A 14050-nucleotide genomic window follows, 5' to 3' on the forward strand; every position below is an offset into this window, starting at 1 on the left:
TATCATCCGGGTAAAAATATTCAGAATTCCGGCCCGGCGCCCTGGTGCGCGCGTGCAAAGCTGGGCTGCCAGACCGCCACGCGGTTGCGGCCGCCGCGCTTGGCCTTATAGAGCGCGGCATCGGCGGCTTCGACCAGGGCACGCCAGCTCTCGAAGTCGCGCGCCGATGTGCTCGCCACGCCCACGCTGGCCGTGAGCACGTTGTTGGGGCTGTCCGCGTGCGGGATGTCGAGCGTCTCGATGGCCGAGCGCAGTTTCTCCGCGTGCGCGAGCGCCTGGGCCGCGTTCGTATCGGGCAGCAGCAGCACGAACTCCTCGCCGCCGTAACGGGCCGCGCAGTCGGCAGGCCGTCGCGCATGACTGCCGATCGAACGGGCGACCGACGCCAGCGCGGCGTCGCCCGCCGTATGGCCGTAACGGTCATTGAAGGGTTTGAAGCGATCGACGTCGAGCATCATCACCGCGAGCGGCTGACCCGCGCGCCGCGCGCGCAGCCATTCATGATCGGCGCGCGCCTCGAAAGCGCGGCGGTTGGCGAGCGCCGTGAGCGCGTCGGTGCCGGCCAGCGCGCGCAACTCGTCTTCGAGCAGCTCGCGTCGGCGCAACTGGCGCGAGAGCAGCACCGCGAAGGCGATCAGCAAGGCGTCGAGCAGCGCCGTCAGCGAGCCGATGATCCACGCGCGCGCACGCCATTTGGTGTAAATGTCGCCGGCCGCCACGGCCACGCTGAACACGAGCGGATAACCCTCCACGCGGCGAAACGCGAACCAGCGCCGCACGCCGTCCACCGGCCCGATGCCGAAAAACCCACCCTCCCGCGCGCGGCCGAAGCGCTGAAACAACGCCGAACCGGCAAGATTCAGGCCGATCATTTCGGGCGCGTAAGGACGGCGCATGAGCAAGGTGCCGTCGGCGAGCGTGAGCGTGACGGCGCCATGCGCGCCGATCTCGATGCCGCTCATGAGACGGCGGAAGTAGTCGAGCCGCATCGTGCCCACCACCACGCCCGCGAACGAACCGTCGGGCTTTTCGAGGCGGCGGCTCAGGCCGATGGTGGCGTCGTCCGGGCCGTCGCGCGCCATCATCGGATGGCTGACGTAGAGGCCCGTGTGCGGCGAGTCGCGCTGCGCGACGAAATAGTCGCGCCCGGCCACGTTGAGTTTGCGCGGCGGCGACACGCGCGAATCGAAGATGACGTCGCCATTGGCATTGGCGACGAGAATCTCACCGAGACTCTTCGCCGTCGCCGAGCGGTCGAATAGCACGCTTTGGCGCAGATTGTCGGGGAGTTCGGCCAGACGCGGGTCGTCGATGGCGTCGATCACACCTTGCAGCGACAGCGCATAGACATCGAAATTGCGCTGCGTGTCGCGCTCGAACAGAAGCGTCATGTTGAAGGTCGCGGCGCGAGCGCTGGCGAGCGCGTCCTCACGCATCTGCGCCATGACCCAACCGGCCACCGCAGTGAGGACAGCAGCCAGCACGATGCTGATGGCGATCACGACGTTCGGTCGGCGGTTCATCATGGCGGTGGACTCGCGTGCGCTCGGGCGAAGAACAGCCATCCGGCAGCGTCACGGACGGACCGCGCGCGTCGATGCGCGGCGCGCATGGCGTGCCGGTTTGCAATCGAGTGTACATCCTGAAAACGTGCTGCGTACGGCGTTTATGTGGCGTGGTTCACGTTGAATTCGTAACGGGTTTTACGCTGAAATCGCCTGATTAATGCGTGTCTTTCATTGCGCGCTATTTGTTCGGAATCCTGTTTTTTCCGCGCGTTGTTTGTGTCTGTATGTTCGCTAGCCGCCAGTCAGGCGTCGCGCAGTCCGACGATCGCGTTGGTTTCTATCCACGTTCGCCATTGAGCTGCGAAGTCGAAGTCATCGTCGATTGAAAAAGCGCGCTCGAGTGCGGCGTCGAGCGTTTCGCCGCGTTGCAGCGCAACGAAGGCCGCGTGCGCGGCCTGAGTCTGCGAGAGCGCAGCGGATCGCCATTGCGGGCGCACGATGAGCGTCCAGTTGGGTACGTCGATACGCTCGGGCCATTGCGCTTGCGTCGGGTCGCCGCTCTGGCGATGCGCGCGCCAGATTTCGAAGGCCGCGTGGCGCGATGCCAGCGCGACACATGCCGGGTGTACTTTCAGACGCGCCGACATTAAACGTTCAACGCCGATCGCTTGCCACTGCGCGGGCGAAAGCGGGGAGACATTCGCGGCGAAAGTGGCGACATGCAGCGCCCATTCGAGTCGCGCGACATCGCCGAAATACACGTAACGTGCGTCGGTTTCGTAACGTTCGATGAATTCGGGCAACGAAGCGCCGAAGCGGTTTAGATCCGCGTCGCGCGAAGGCTGTGCACGTGCATAGGCGAGCACCAGCGCATTGAAGTAGGTGTCGCCGGTGAGTTGAGCGAGCACAGGATACGCACTGGCCAGCGCCGCGCGCCGGGCCGCGCGCACGTTGCCGCGATAGAGACCGAGGCGCTCGCGCGCGAGGGCATCGTCGGGGGTGTGCAGATGCTTGCAGAGCGCGGCATCGGCGGCGGGATCGTCGATGGCATCGGCAAACAGCGACTGTAGTGTTTCTAGCGACGTGTTCATGCGTGCGCACTCATGCGTTCATGCGCTTGCCGTGCCTCATCGAGCAGCACATCGAGCGGCGGCACTTGCGTGTCCCATTCGATCAACGTCGGCACCGCGCCGAAGCGATGCAACGCAGCATCGTAAAGCGACCAGACCTCGGGCGCGACGCGCGAACCGTGATCGTCGATCACCGCTGCCGGCGTCACGCGATGGCCCGCAAGATGCAGCTCGCCGACTATGTCGGGTGGCAGTGCGTTCATCGCGGCGAGCGCGTCTTCACCGTGATTGCGCTGGTTCACGTAGAGATTGTTCACGTCGAGCAGCACTCCACAGCCGGTGCGCCGCGCCAGTTCCGCGAGAAACGCGGCCTCGCTGTAGTCGTCATCGCGAAAGCGCACATACGTAGAGACGTTTTCGATCAGCACGCGGCGGCGCAGCGTGTCCTGCATGTGCGCCACGCGCGCGCATAGATGAGCGAGCGACGCGTGGGTGAGCGGCATCGGCAACAGATCGTGCAGCGCGGCATGTGGCGTCGCGCCCCAGCAGAGATGCTCGGACACGAGCGCCGGTTCGATGCGCTCGACGAGGCGTGCCAGGCGCGCAAGATGGCTCTCGTCGAGCGGCGCAGCCGAGCCGAGGCCAAGGCCCACGCCATGCAGGCTCACCGGCAGATCGCGCCGAACCGTGTCGAGTACGTGCAGATCGTAGCCGCCGTCGCCGAAGTAGTTTTCGCTATGCACCTCGACCCAGCCGACGGGCGGCGGCGCCTGCATGAAGGCGTCATGGTGCGCATGACGCAAGCCGATGCCGACGCCTTGCGCGTGCTTTTGCGTCGGACCTGCGGACGTCTGCATCGTCATTGCGCTAGCGAGTTACTTTTCCGGCGTGCCGCCGAGTTTCTCGCAGGTGCCCTTCGGCATGGTCTTGAAGTCGCCCTTGTCGTGATCGACCTTGGCCTGGCCCGCGCAATCGTGCACGCCGGTCTTGCTCGAACAATCGTTCTGACCGGCCTTGGCGACGCCGTAGCAATTCACCGAATCATCGGCGTGCGCGACGCCTGCCGTTGCCAGCCCCGCTAGCGCGGCGGCGATCACGGCCTGACGGCCGAGCGCGTTTTTCATGGGAAATCTCCTCGAAGTTGCGGATGGCGCGCGGCGTAACGGCGCGCACCTCGTACGCACTATTTTGCCTGAGCGTCGGTGGCGCCGATTTAATCGCGATAAGCATGTGGACGCTATTTCCGCCCTTGCGTTCCAGCACTGAATGGATGTGTGAATTATCTCGAATCTCGCAATGATGTTTGCCGCATCCCGATATTTATCTTTAATGTGCACTGCAATAAAGTTTCATTAACGGATCGAACAAGCACATTGTTACGGTTCGAATGATAATTTTGGAGGTTATAGATCATGAAGACCCTGATTGCCGCAGCGCTCGCCGCTACCGTTCTTGCCGCCCCGGCTGTGTCGTTCGCCCAGGCTACCGCTAACCAGCAGCCGCTGACCCGTGCGCAGGTGCGCGCCGAACTCGTGCAACTCGAAAAGGCCGGCTACCGCCCGGGCCTGTCGAGCCCGTACTACCCGGAAGACCTGCAAGCCGCGCAAGCACGCGTCGCCCAACAGAACGCAACGGCTGAAGCCACCGCCTACGGCGCATCGACCAACGGCTCCACGCAAGCCGGCAGCCGCACGACGGAAAACATCAAGCCGGTTTATTTCGGCCAGTAATTTCGCTCGGTCATTCGCGGCGCGCGGCCTTGAGGCGCGCTGCGTGACGCACGCCAGTCGGGCTCGCTCTCTCGCAGCAACTTGAGAGCGGGCCCGTCAGTCTTTTGTGCAGGTACGTTAGTTTTCGTTGCTTCGCTCGGCTTTCGTCACGCGAGGCACGCCCGCAGGAAACCTCCGCCGTCGGATACCCGGCGGCTTGCCCGGGCAATTCGTTGCCCGGGCCTTTTTCTTATTTGTCGGGCACTGCACGTCTTTGTCGTATCGGTTCGCGCTTCGTTGGCGTCGGGGTGCGGACTCACTCTATCTCCTTTCCTATTCTGTTGTGATTGCGTCGGCGCGGATGGTGTCCTGCGCGAGAGTCTGTGCGCGCTTTAGACGGGTGAGACGGGCGCTTGCGGTTTGCACGAGCATCCAGGCGCAAGCGTCAGACAAAACGCCGCGAATCCGAAGCGGCCTGATACCACGCCCCTTAGCAACGCGATCACGAAAGGTGCGCCGTGCTCGATCACGAGCAGGAAGAGAATCGGCCCGGCCACGACAGACAAACCGACAAGCCAGCCCGCGACGCGTGGGTCCCAGAGCTTGCCGGACATCGACACGAACAGCAGGAAAAGCGGAACGAGTGTGAGCTTGAGGGCGAACATCGGGCTTTTTATGCCACGAAGGACGAGCGCCGATAGTCGCGGGGGGCTTCGAGTGGCGCTGCTTTGGAAGCCGGGGGGGAGCGCGGCTTCGGCTGGCTGTTAGTTGCGATTAGAAGCCGTGCGTGACTAGCGATAACACCGAGAGGTCGGGATGCGTGCCGTCGATGATGCTTCGGCCGACATGGGCGGCTTCTTCGATTGCTTCCTGCTCGGTGCGAAAGGTTTCTTCGCCGTCAGCGTGGTAGTGGACTGTGTGACCCGGCAGCGATGGGTTTGCGCCGGGGTGACAAATGTAGGCGGTGTAGGTGAAACGCGTGGCGCTTTCTTCTATCGGCGCTGCTGTGATGTGGATTTCGAAGCCTTCGTGGGTGAACTTTTGGGGTTCGGGTTGAGGCGTGGGCATGGCGGAGCCTCCTTCTTCTGGGCATCTCGGACCGGTGGTGGTTGGCCGAGGGTATTGAGAAAGTTTAGGCGATTGCGGATGGGCGGATGATGCCGGTTGGTGGGTGCCGTGCTGTCGCGAACATCGGCTGTGGCGGGCTTGTGGATTTCTGATGCAGAAGCAGCCGTGAAATGGCTACTGTCGGGTCGGTGTACTGTGGTGGCGCAGCAGCTTGATCTGATCGTTGGTGGGGAATATCTTGAACTTGTGCTGGTTCAATGTAAAAAACCCCGCGAGCCTTATAGGACGCGGGGTTTGCGGAATACTGCAGAGCTGCCTGGAATGTCTGTTGGTGGAGCGGATGAGGATCGAACTCACGACCTTCGCATTGCGAACGCGACGCTCTCCCAGCTGAGCTACCGCCCCACTGCTCGAAGAGTGTAGCACACCTATTTTTCCCTGTGCCAACCCCGAAATTGCGCCGCAGCAACCAAAATCACTTCGAAGAAGCAGGCGCCCCAGCCAACACCCACGCGACAACATCGTGGATATCACCCGCGCTCATGCCCGGATGAGAAGGCATCGGAATAGCGCCCCAAACCCCAGCGCCCCCATCCCTCACCTTCTTCTCAAGCCTGGCCTGCGCACCGCCATCGCCCTTGTACTTCGCAGCGATGTCTTTAAAAGAAGGCCCAACCAGCCGCCGATCGACCGCATGGCAACCCATACAAGCATTAGCCCGCGCAACCGCCTGCCCATCACCCGCAAATGCAGAGACAGCCGCCCCCATCAACACCAGCCCAACCACAAAACGCCGCACCATCACATCGCCGCCCCGGTGGACCCGGGATGCGCGGGCGCCGACTCCATCACAGGCGCAGGCGCCTGCTGATCGATCGGACGCGAGCTAACACCCGAATCCGGAATCGCCCCAACCGTCGGCGCATCCGCCACACCAGCCTGCGAAGGCGCACTAGAAACCGGTGCGTTATTCGAAGAAGCCAACGCCTGATCCGGCGCGATGTACTGATAGCACTTCACGACCTGCGCCACCCCCGAGACCGTGCTCGTCGCATTGGCCGCCACATTCCCTTCACGCTGCGTCACCAGGCCCATCAGATAAATATTCCCGCGCTCGGCGACCACCTTGAAGTTATTCGCCGAGATCTCCTTATACAGAACGAGCTCGCTCTTCACGCGCCCTTCCAGATACGAGTCGTTAGCGCGCGACGAGAACGAACTAGCCGGCTGCACCGATAGCTCATTCACGATCGAACCCACATTCGGAATCCCGCGCACGATGCTCTCGGCCTTCTGCTTCGCACCTTCGTCAGGCACTTCACCCGTCAGCAGCACGCGCTGATTGAACACCGCCACATTCACGTGCGCGGTATCAGGCAGCCCGCTCGTCACATTGGAAAGCGCCTTCACCTGGATTTCGCGGTCTTCGGTCTGCGAGCCCACCGTGCGGCGGTCGGTCGCCACCAGTGCCGTGCCGCCCGCCGCGCCCGCGAGCGCGAGGAAGCAGCCCTGCAGGCTCGCGCACAGCGAGGCCGCGAAGCCGATCGTCAGCGTGGTCCGGGCCAGCGCGCGCGTCATGCCGTATCTGCTCATCAACTCCCTCTCCTTTGTCCTTCGGTGTCAGTCCGTTCCCGGTCCGATTTCACTCTTCACCCATCAGCATCGCGTCGATGCCGTCGCACAGGCAATGGATGGTCAGCAGGTGCACTTCCTGGACGCGCGCGGTCCGCTCGGACGGCACGCTCAGGTGGATGTCGGTGTCCGCGAGCGTATCGTTGACCGCTCCGCCACCCTTGCCGGTCAGCGCGATCACGATCATCTCGCGTTCGTGCGCTTCGGCAATGGCGGCCAGCACGTTCGCGGAATTCCCCGAGGTCGTGATGGCCAGCAGCACGTCGCCCGGCTGGCCAAGCGCGCGCACCTGGCGAGCGAACACCTGGTCGTAGGCGTAGTCGTTCGACACCGCCGTGAGCACCGATGCATCGGTCGTGAGCGCGAGCGCGGGCAATCCTGGGCGATCGCGCTCGAAACGGCCGATCAGTTCGGCGGCGAAGTGCTGGGCGTCGGCGGCCGAGCCGCCGTTGCCGCAGGCGAGTATCTTGTTACCGTTCGCCAGCGCGGCGAACATCGTATCGACCGCGGCGGCAATCGGCACCGCCAGGGTTTCCATCGCGGCGAGCTGGGTCGCCGCGCTATCGCGAAAATGCTGTTGAATACGTTCGACGGACATCGACTCTCTAATCTGTACTGCGGGTTTCGCGAGTTCCCTCGCGAATTTTCCCTTGGTTGCGGCGTGCCGCAAGTTTAGCGCACTCGCAGGGGTTCTCTTCCGGCGTTCTTTTCCATCGCGCGTTTTCTGCGCGCTTCGTTCGTCCGCTTTTCGTGCCTTAAGGCGCTGTGCATGGCGTGCTCAACTCTCGTCCTCGCGAAACGCGTCGCGCAGCCACGTGAGGCGGCCGCCTTCGAACGTCACCACGTCGAAGCGGCACGCCGGCGGCAATGCGCCATGCTCGCCCGCATACGTGAGCAGATATTCGCGCGCGGCGCGCAAAAGCCGTTGCCGCTTGTGCCAGCCCACGCTCGCCGCCGCGCCGCCGTATGCGGCCCGCGTACGCGCCCGCACCTCCACGAACACCAGCGTGCCGTCGCGCTCGCGCATGACGAGATCGAGTTCGCCGCCACGGCAATGCACATTGCGCGCGACAAATACGAGCCGCTGACGTTGCAGCCAGGTCAGCGCGTGCGTTTCGAAGCGCGCCCCTGCTTCGCGGCGTTGGATCGAGCCGCGTTCGGTCGGGCCGCGCTCGGCATTTGACCGGGTATATGCAGAAAAGTTGTCGCCGCGACCGCGCTCGCCCGCACGCGCGGTCGCCGCCGCACGCTCCCCCACATGGCACAATGACGGCCTCCTTTCTTGCGTTCGCGCGTTCCGTGTCATGACGTCGTCTCCTTTCGAACTCGCACAGGCCCAGCAGTACCCGGCCGCCACGCTGTACGTCGTGGCGACGCCCATCGGCAATATGGCCGACATCACCGTGCGCGCGCTGCACGTGCTCGGTCTTGTCGATCGCATCGCCGCCGAAGACACGCGCAACACCGGCCAGTTGCTCACGCGCTATGGCATCTCGAAGCCGCTCATCGCCGTGCACGAGCACAACGAGCGCGAGGCCGCGCAGCGTGTGATCGAGCATCTGCGCGCGGGCGAGCGCGTGGCCTGCGTGTCGGATGCGGGCACGCCGGGCATTTCCGATCCGGGCGCGAAGCTAGTCGATGCGGTGCGCGCCGCCGGTTTCCTGGTGGTGCCGCTGCCGGGCGCGAGCGCGCTCGCCACCGCACTTTCCGCAGCGGGCGACTGGGTATCGACGTTCACGTTCCTCGGTTTTCTGCCGCCCAAGACGAAGCAGCGCGCGTCGGCGTTGCAGCCGCTCGCCTCGCATACGCACGCGATGGTGTTTTACGAAGCGCCGCATCGCATCGTCGAAACCGTGCAGGCGCTCGCGGATGCGTTCGGTCCCGCGCGGCGTCTGTTGATCGCCCGCGAGTTGACCAAGTTACATGAAGCGCTCTGGTGCGGCACCCTGGCCGAAGGGCCAACGTGGCTCGCCGAGGATGCGAACCGTCAGCGCGGCGAGTTCGTGCTGGTAGTGGAAGGCGCGAGCGCGCCCGCGTCCGGCGAGGCGGATCACGATGCGCTGTTGCGCGTGCTGCTGCAGGAAGTGCCGGTGAAGGGCGCGGCGAAGATCGCGGCGGCGCTGTCAGGCGCGTCGCGCAACGCGCTCTACGCGCGCGCGCTGGAGCTGAAGGAAGAGGAAGAAGACAGCGAGGACGAAGAAGACTGACCCCCGCTTGAACCGCCAGAAAAACCAAAGGGCTGCCCGTCTGGGCAGCCCTTTGCACATCGAACCTGGCGAGCTTCGGCTTCGTCGATCGTCCGGTGCGCGCCACGCGCCAACACGAACCGATCCACGCCGACAAAACTCACCAATCCATTCGAACCGCTCCGGTCACGTCATCACTGGCTGTTCGAGTTCGCCGCCAGCATTTCGGCCTGCTGGGCCTGTGCGGCCTTCGCTTCCTGACGCGAGAGTCCTTCGATGTTCACCTTCGCGGTGCCCGCGTGTTGCAGGCCCAGCATCTTCGCCGCAGCGTACGAGAGGTCGATCACGCGTCCGCGCGCATACGGGCCACGGTCGTTGATCTTCACGACCACCCACTTCGCGCTAGCCGGAATGCTCACGCGCACGTAGGAGCCAAGCGGCAGCGTGCGGTGCGCGGCGGTCAGCGCGCCCATGTTGAAGCGCTCGCCGCTCGCGGTCTTGCGGCCGTGGAAGGCGCTGCCGTACCACGAGGCGCGGCCGGTCTGATGGAATGAGCCGGCGTCCACAGCGTTGTCGTCGATCGCCTGTGCATCGGCGAGCGAGTTGTCCTTGCTGGTGCCCGAAGCCGGCAGCGCGGCCAGCGCCGAGCCGTAGCTCTGCGGTGACGCGAACGCGGTGTGGGCTGCGTCCCTGGTGCTGAGCGCGTTGCCCTGCGCCTGGTCCTGCTGGCCGGGCGGCATGGCACAACCGGCCAGCACTGACACGGCTGCGAGACTCCCGAGTCGTCGTCGAGATAGTCCAAAATTCATAAGTTAGCCATCACGTTTCGAGGCCATCCTGCACCTTGGCGGTGCAACGCTGGATGACCCCGGCGGTCGCAGGCAAAAGGACGCCGAGCGCGCCTTGTCGTGTGAACAAAAGGCGTGCAAGTGCCAATACCCGGATGCGGCACCTTAAGCCGCTAACCGCTGGTTTTCTTTCACGTCTGGCGCAACCTGTCCCCGGCAGCCTGACCAGACCCCACATGCCGCCATCGAACGCGATGTACACATTCAGGCACGCCGGATAACACACGGCGTACAGGAACGGCGGCGTAGGCCCCACCCAGCGTCACGGCAGCAAGGCCGTAGCAGGCGCGTGGCGCCTGGCTGGGTAAGACGTGCGGTGCCGAACGGATCGGCACCTGATTTGCCGTCTTGTAAGGCAGCCTGTTTAGCTGGCCTCTGTAGACGGCACTGCTTGACGGCGATGTATCGCGACCCATTTTTTACAGCAGGTCACACCGCCCAGTGAATGCACTCGAAATCGTGCTTGATGGGTCGCATTATACCTAAAAGTAATTGTTGTCACCGCCGCGACCCACAAATCTCCATGATTTCTAACTATTGCTGCAACAAAGCCGTTTGGCGAGGGCCCCGCAGCCCTTGTCAGACAAGGGCTGCGGCGATCCGCCGGGATGCGCGGGCGGCGCCAGGCGCGCCCCGGTACAATCGCTCTTTGGGTCCGGCTTCGGCACGAACCCCACGAAAGCAAACCTCCTCCTCACCCCTCGTTCCAGTCCGACCGCGCGCATGAAAGTCACGCTGATTCCCGTCACGCCGTTCCAGCAAAACAGTTCGCTGCTCGTCTGCGAAGCGACGCAGCGCGCCGCCGTCGTCGACCCGGGCGGCGACCTCGATCGCATCGAAGCGGAGATCGCGCGGCAGGGCGTGCAGCTCGAAAAGGTGCTGCTCACGCACGGCCATCTCGATCACTGCGCGGGCGCCAGGGCGCTGGCCGACAAGTTCGGCGTGCCGATCGAGGGGCCGCAGGAAGACGAACGCTTCTGGCTCGAGCAATTGCCGCAGCAGAGCGTGCGTTTCGGCTTCGGTCACGCGCAGGCGTTCGAGCCGGACCGCTGGCTCGTCAACGGCGACACCGTGCGCTTCGGCAACGAGGAGATGGAGGTCTACCATTGCCCCGGCCACACGCCGGGACACGTCGTCTTTTTCAGCCGCGAGCACCGCCTGGCCCTGGTCGGCGATGTGCTGTTCGCCGGGTCCATTGGCCGCACGGACTTTCCGCGCGGCAATCATGCGGACCTGGTTCGCTCGATCCGCGAAAAGCTCTGGCCGTTGGGCGACGACGTCACGTTCGTGCCGGGCCATGGCCCGGTTTCGACGTTCGGCGAGGAGCGCCGCACCAACCCCTACGTCGCAGACAGCGTGCCCGGCGACGCGCCCAGCCAGGCGCAGTGGGGCTGAAAGCCGCCCAACAACTTACGAATCCGCGAATTCCGCGCGTCATCCACAGGAAGAGATGAATCAAGCCGCCATCGAAGAAATCTACGTGAGCACCGACGTCGAAGCCGACGGTCCGATTCCCGGGCCGCACTCGATGCTCAGTTTCGCCTCGGCGGCCTATACCGCCGACAAGCGCCTGATCGCCACCTTCTCGGCGAATCTGTCGACGCTCGACGGCGCGGCGCCGCATCCGGTGCAGGCCGCGTGGTGGGAAACGCAGCCCGAGGCGTGGGCGGCCTGCCGCAAGGACCTGCAGGACCCCGCTGCGGCGCTCGTCAAATATGTCGAATGGGTGGAGGCGCTGCCGGGCAAGCCGGTGTTCGTGGCCATGCCCGCGGGCTTCGATTTCACCTACATGTTCTGGTACATGATGCGTTTCGCGGGGCGCTGCCCGTTCTCGTGGTCGGCGCTCGACATCAAGACGCTCGCCTTTGCGATCACGGGCCTGCCCTATCGCAAGAACATCAAGCCGCGCTTTCCGAAGCACTGGTTCGACGATCATCCGCACACGCACGTGGCGCTCGACGACGCCATCGAGCAGGGTGCGCTGTTCTGCAACATGCTCGCCGATCTGCGCGCGCAGCAGGCTGCCCTGAAGGCGGTCGCGGCGGCCGATGAAGGGGACGCCTCAGGGCAAAACACCGCCAGTTGAGCACGATATCAGGCAATCTTCCTCGTTATCTGCGGTTTGCATTGCGTTTCGTTTCTCCGACCTCTACCATTCGGGAATACGGCGACGCACATGGAGGCGCATTTGACACTCGATACGTTCTCTCAGAAGATCCTGCGCCTGTTGCAGCTCGACGCGCGTCGCTCGGTGCAGGAAATCTCCGATCAGGTCGGGCTTTCCAGCACGCCCTGCTGGCGCCGCATCAAGGACATGGAGCAGTCGGGCGTGATCCAGCGCTACACGGCGCTGCTCGATCGCGAAAAGCTCGGCCTGCACGTCTGCGCGCTTGCGCATATCCATCTCACGCGTCACACGGAAGGCGGCGTCGAAGCGTTCGAGCGCGAGATCGCCACCTGCCCCGAAGTGACCGAGTGCTACAGCACGACCGGCGAATCGGACTACATCCTCAAGATCGTGGCGCCGGACATCAAGGCCTACGACGCATTCCTGCACGAACGCATCTTCCGTATTCCGGCCGTCGCACAGGTGCGCACGAGCGTCGTGCTGCGCGAAATCAAGTTCGATACGCAGTTGCCGCTTTGAGGCGTCGTTTTAAGACGTCGCATTAAAACCTGAAACGCGCCGCGCTCGCCATCGATGGCCGCGCGGTGTTTTCACATATTGATCCCGTTATTCGCGCGGCACTGTGGTCAGCCGCGCATCCGCCGTCATCTGCAGCGCCTCCAGCCGGCTCGCACCCAGTTTGCGCCGCAACGCCTCCATATCGACATCGGCGAGACGCCGCGCATCGTCGCGCGCCGCCAGCGCGAACTGGATTTCCAGACCCGTGCTCAGATAGTGCAGCGTCACCGCCTCCACATGTACGTCGTGCGCCGCGAGCGCCTCGCGCAGCGCGCTGGCGACTTCGTCGCGCGGCGGCAGGTTCGACACCGAGCGCACGTGCATATCGTCCTCGGGATCGACGTGGATGAGCGCGTCGAGCACGCGCGCATCGGTCAGCAGCCGCGTGCGCGCCATCTCGGCGATGAAATGCCCTTCGGACACCGAGATAAACGGATCGACGAGGATATGCGCGTCCACGAGCGCGAGGTCGCCGGTCTTGCGCGTGCGCATCTCGTGCACGTCGAGCACGCCGGGCGTCTGGGTCAACAGCTTGCGCAGATCGGCGGCGGCCGATTCGTCGAGCGCGCGATCCGACAGATCCTGCAGCGCGTCCCAGCCGAACACCCAGCCCATGCGCGCGACCATGAAACCGACGATGGCGGCGGCGATCGGATCGAGCAGCCGCACGCCCGCGAGACTGCCGATAATGCCCAGCGCCACCACGAGCGACGACGCCGCATCCGAGCGCGCGTGCCACGCATTCGCAATCAGCATCGCCGAACGCACGCGCTGCGCCTCGCGCAGCATGTAGCGAAACAGCGCCTCCTTCGACACCAGCACCAGCACGGCAACCGCGAGCGCGCTCGCATGTACGGGCGGAATATCGCCGAGATTCGCCAGACGCTCGCCGGCGCGCGCGAGCATGCCCACGCCCACGGCAATCAGCAATGCGCCCAGAAATAATGAAGCGACCGTTTCGTAACGGCTGTGTCCGTAATTGTGATCGGCATCCGGCTTCGCGCCACTATGCCGATTGGCGATCAACACGACGAAATCGGAGACGAGATCGGAAAGCGAATGCACGCCATCGGCAATCAAGGCCTGCGAATGCGCAATCACGCCGATGGCGATTTGCAGCACGACAAGCACCGAATTCAAGCCAACGCTAACAAACGTTGTCTTGCGTGCGACCTGCTGTTTATCTGATAACGCGGCGGCGGAAGGGGACATGCTGATCCAGAGGCGAACAAGGGAATTTCCGCGATTGTAATCGCGACGCCGTCCCCAATTGGAGATAACCCTGGAATCTTCTTTTAAATCAGGCGACTACGAGAACCCCTCGTATTCGCGTTCAACACCTG

The 14050-nt window shown here is 64.1% G+C and carries 17 protein-coding genes and 1 tRNA gene; 5 read left to right on the plus strand and 13 right to left on the minus strand.

Going from position 1 to position 14050, the window contains the following annotated elements; genetic code table 11:
- Positions 1–20: 20 nt before the first annotated feature.
- The 4 genes from B0G62_RS03835 to B0G62_RS03850 form a co-directional block, all read right to left on the minus strand.
- The gene (locus B0G62_RS03835; protein WP_103702625.1) at positions 21–1526 is read right to left on the minus strand and encodes a sensor domain-containing diguanylate cyclase; all 1506 of its coding nucleotides are present in this window, start codon (positions 1524–1526) and stop codon (positions 21–23) included.
- 284 nt (positions 1527–1810) lie between these two features.
- Entirely contained in the window at positions 1811–2599 is a 789-nt protein-coding gene (locus tag B0G62_RS03840) for an HvfC/BufC N-terminal domain-containing protein (protein WP_103702627.1), read from the minus strand.
- Positions 2596–3435: an MNIO family bufferin maturase gene (bufB, locus tag B0G62_RS03845; RefSeq protein WP_103702969.1), complete on the minus strand. Its 840-nt coding sequence runs from the start codon at positions 3433–3435 to the stop codon at positions 2596–2598. The genes B0G62_RS03840 and bufB overlap by 4 nt, the downstream gene beginning before the upstream one ends.
- Positions 3436–3453: 18 nt before the next feature.
- Positions 3454–3702 carry a BufA1 family periplasmic bufferin-type metallophore gene (locus B0G62_RS03850; RefSeq protein ID WP_103702629.1) on the minus strand — a complete coding sequence of 83 codons (249 nt, stop codon included), beginning with the start codon at positions 3700–3702 and terminating at the stop codon, positions 3454–3456.
- Between the two features lie 288 nt (positions 3703–3990).
- Here B0G62_RS03850 and B0G62_RS03855 point away from each other — a divergent pair, with 288 nt between their 5' ends.
- On the plus strand, positions 3991–4308 hold the full coding sequence (locus B0G62_RS03855) for a DUF4148 domain-containing protein (RefSeq protein WP_103702631.1): 318 nt from the start codon (positions 3991–3993) through the stop codon (positions 4306–4308).
- 371 nt (positions 4309–4679) lie between these two features.
- Here the strand turns inward: B0G62_RS03855 and B0G62_RS03860 are convergent, their stop codons facing one another.
- From B0G62_RS03860 to B0G62_RS03890, 7 genes are all read right to left on the minus strand, one after another.
- A complete protein-coding gene (locus tag B0G62_RS03860) occupies positions 4680–4952 on the minus strand; it encodes a hypothetical protein (protein WP_103702633.1) in 273 nt (90 codons plus the stop codon).
- Positions 4953–5061: 109 nt separating this feature from the next.
- Positions 5062–5355 (minus strand): hypothetical protein, encoded by a 294-nt coding sequence (locus B0G62_RS03865; protein ID WP_103702635.1) that lies wholly within the window; start codon positions 5353–5355, stop codon positions 5062–5064.
- A 329-nt stretch (positions 5356–5684) separates the two neighbouring features.
- Positions 5685–5760: transfer RNA gene (locus B0G62_RS03870), tRNA-Ala, on the minus strand.
- Between the two features lie 70 nt (positions 5761–5830).
- Positions 5831–6157, minus strand: a complete 327-nt coding sequence (locus tag B0G62_RS03875; protein WP_103702637.1) for a c-type cytochrome — start codon at positions 6155–6157, stop codon at positions 5831–5833.
- A complete protein-coding gene (locus B0G62_RS03880) occupies positions 6157–6948 on the minus strand; it encodes a BON domain-containing protein (protein WP_103702639.1) in 792 nt (263 codons plus the stop codon). The genes B0G62_RS03875 and B0G62_RS03880 overlap by 1 nt, the downstream gene beginning before the upstream one ends.
- Before the next feature lie 49 nt (positions 6949–6997).
- Entirely contained in the window at positions 6998–7585 is a 588-nt protein-coding gene (locus B0G62_RS03885) for a phosphoheptose isomerase (RefSeq protein WP_103702641.1), read from the minus strand.
- Positions 7586–7765: 180 nt separating this feature from the next.
- Positions 7766–8254 carry a YraN family protein gene (locus B0G62_RS03890; protein WP_407671102.1) on the minus strand — a complete coding sequence of 163 codons (489 nt, stop codon included), beginning with the start codon at positions 8252–8254 and terminating at the stop codon, positions 7766–7768.
- Between the two features lie 37 nt (positions 8255–8291).
- Between B0G62_RS03890 and rsmI the strand changes: the two genes are divergently transcribed.
- A complete protein-coding gene (rsmI, locus tag B0G62_RS03895) occupies positions 8292–9194 on the plus strand; it encodes a 16S rRNA (cytidine(1402)-2'-O)-methyltransferase (RefSeq protein ID WP_103702645.1) in 903 nt (300 codons plus the stop codon).
- A gap of 173 nt (positions 9195–9367) precedes the next feature.
- Here the strand turns inward: rsmI and B0G62_RS03900 are convergent, their stop codons facing one another.
- Positions 9368–9982: a septal ring lytic transglycosylase RlpA family protein gene (locus tag B0G62_RS03900; protein WP_103702647.1), complete on the minus strand. Its 615-nt coding sequence runs from the start codon at positions 9980–9982 to the stop codon at positions 9368–9370.
- Between the two features lie 762 nt (positions 9983–10744).
- On the opposite strand from B0G62_RS03900, the gene B0G62_RS03910 reads away from it, so the two are divergent.
- The 3 genes from B0G62_RS03910 (at position 10745) to B0G62_RS03920 (ending at position 12668) form a co-directional block, all read left to right on the plus strand.
- Positions 10745–11416: an MBL fold metallo-hydrolase gene (locus B0G62_RS03910; protein ID WP_103702651.1), complete on the plus strand. Its 672-nt coding sequence runs from the start codon at positions 10745–10747 to the stop codon at positions 11414–11416.
- A 55-nt stretch (positions 11417–11471) separates the two neighbouring features.
- Positions 11472–12107 carry a 3'-5' exonuclease family protein gene (locus B0G62_RS03915; protein ID WP_103702653.1) on the plus strand — a complete coding sequence of 212 codons (636 nt, stop codon included), beginning with the start codon at positions 11472–11474 and terminating at the stop codon, positions 12105–12107.
- 90 nt (positions 12108–12197) lie between these two features.
- On the plus strand, positions 12198–12668 hold the full coding sequence (locus B0G62_RS03920; RefSeq protein ID WP_181315535.1) for an Lrp/AsnC family transcriptional regulator: 471 nt from the start codon (positions 12198–12200) through the stop codon (positions 12666–12668).
- 87 nt (positions 12669–12755) lie between these two features.
- Here the strand turns inward: B0G62_RS03920 and B0G62_RS03925 are convergent, their stop codons facing one another.
- Positions 12756–13919, minus strand: a complete 1164-nt coding sequence (locus B0G62_RS03925) for a cation diffusion facilitator family transporter (RefSeq protein WP_103702655.1) — start codon at positions 13917–13919, stop codon at positions 12756–12758.
- Positions 13920–14050: the final 131 nt, after the last annotated feature.

Origin of the sequence: Paraburkholderia eburnea, assembly GCF_002917095.1 — a bacterium.
Classification (GTDB): domain Bacteria; phylum Pseudomonadota; class Gammaproteobacteria; order Burkholderiales; family Burkholderiaceae; genus Paraburkholderia; species Paraburkholderia eburnea.

Bases quoted from the DNA above. Each gene is read 5' to 3' on its own strand.
- B0G62_RS03835 (WP_103702625.1), bottom strand. From the start codon at position 1,526: ATGATGAACCGCCGACCGAACGTCGTGATCGCCATCAGCATCGTGCTG.
- B0G62_RS03840 (WP_103702627.1), bottom strand. From the start codon at position 2,599: ATGAACACGTCGCTAGAAACACTACAGTCGCTGTTTGCCGATGCCATC.
- bufB (WP_103702969.1), bottom strand. From the start codon at position 3,435: ATGCAGACGTCCGCAGGTCCGACGCAAAAGCACGCGCAAGGCGTCGGC.
- B0G62_RS03850 (WP_103702629.1), bottom strand. From the start codon at position 3,702: ATGAAAAACGCGCTCGGCCGTCAGGCCGTGATCGCCGCCGCGCTAGCG.
- B0G62_RS03855 (WP_103702631.1), top strand. From the start codon at position 3,991: ATGAAGACCCTGATTGCCGCAGCGCTCGCCGCTACCGTTCTTGCCGCC.
- B0G62_RS03860 (WP_103702633.1), bottom strand. From the start codon at position 4,952: ATGTTCGCCCTCAAGCTCACACTCGTTCCGCTTTTCCTGCTGTTCGTG.
- B0G62_RS03865 (WP_103702635.1), bottom strand. From the start codon at position 5,355: ATGCCCACGCCTCAACCCGAACCCCAAAAGTTCACCCACGAAGGCTTC.
- B0G62_RS03875 (WP_103702637.1), bottom strand. From the start codon at position 6,157: ATGGTGCGGCGTTTTGTGGTTGGGCTGGTGTTGATGGGGGCGGCTGTC.
- B0G62_RS03880 (WP_103702639.1), bottom strand. From the start codon at position 6,948: ATGAGCAGATACGGCATGACGCGCGCGCTGGCCCGGACCACGCTGACG.
- B0G62_RS03885 (WP_103702641.1), bottom strand. From the start codon at position 7,585: ATGTCCGTCGAACGTATTCAACAGCATTTTCGCGATAGCGCGGCGACC.
- rsmI (WP_103702645.1), top strand. From the start codon at position 8,292: ATGACGTCGTCTCCTTTCGAACTCGCACAGGCCCAGCAGTACCCGGCC.
- B0G62_RS03900 (WP_103702647.1), bottom strand. From the start codon at position 9,982: ATGAATTTTGGACTATCTCGACGACGACTCGGGAGTCTCGCAGCCGTG.
- B0G62_RS03910 (WP_103702651.1), top strand. From the start codon at position 10,745: ATGAAAGTCACGCTGATTCCCGTCACGCCGTTCCAGCAAAACAGTTCG.
- B0G62_RS03915 (WP_103702653.1), top strand. From the start codon at position 11,472: ATGAATCAAGCCGCCATCGAAGAAATCTACGTGAGCACCGACGTCGAA.
- B0G62_RS03920 (WP_181315535.1), top strand. From the start codon at position 12,198: ATGGAGGCGCATTTGACACTCGATACGTTCTCTCAGAAGATCCTGCGC.
- B0G62_RS03925 (WP_103702655.1), bottom strand. From the start codon at position 13,919: ATGTCCCCTTCCGCCGCCGCGTTATCAGATAAACAGCAGGTCGCACGC.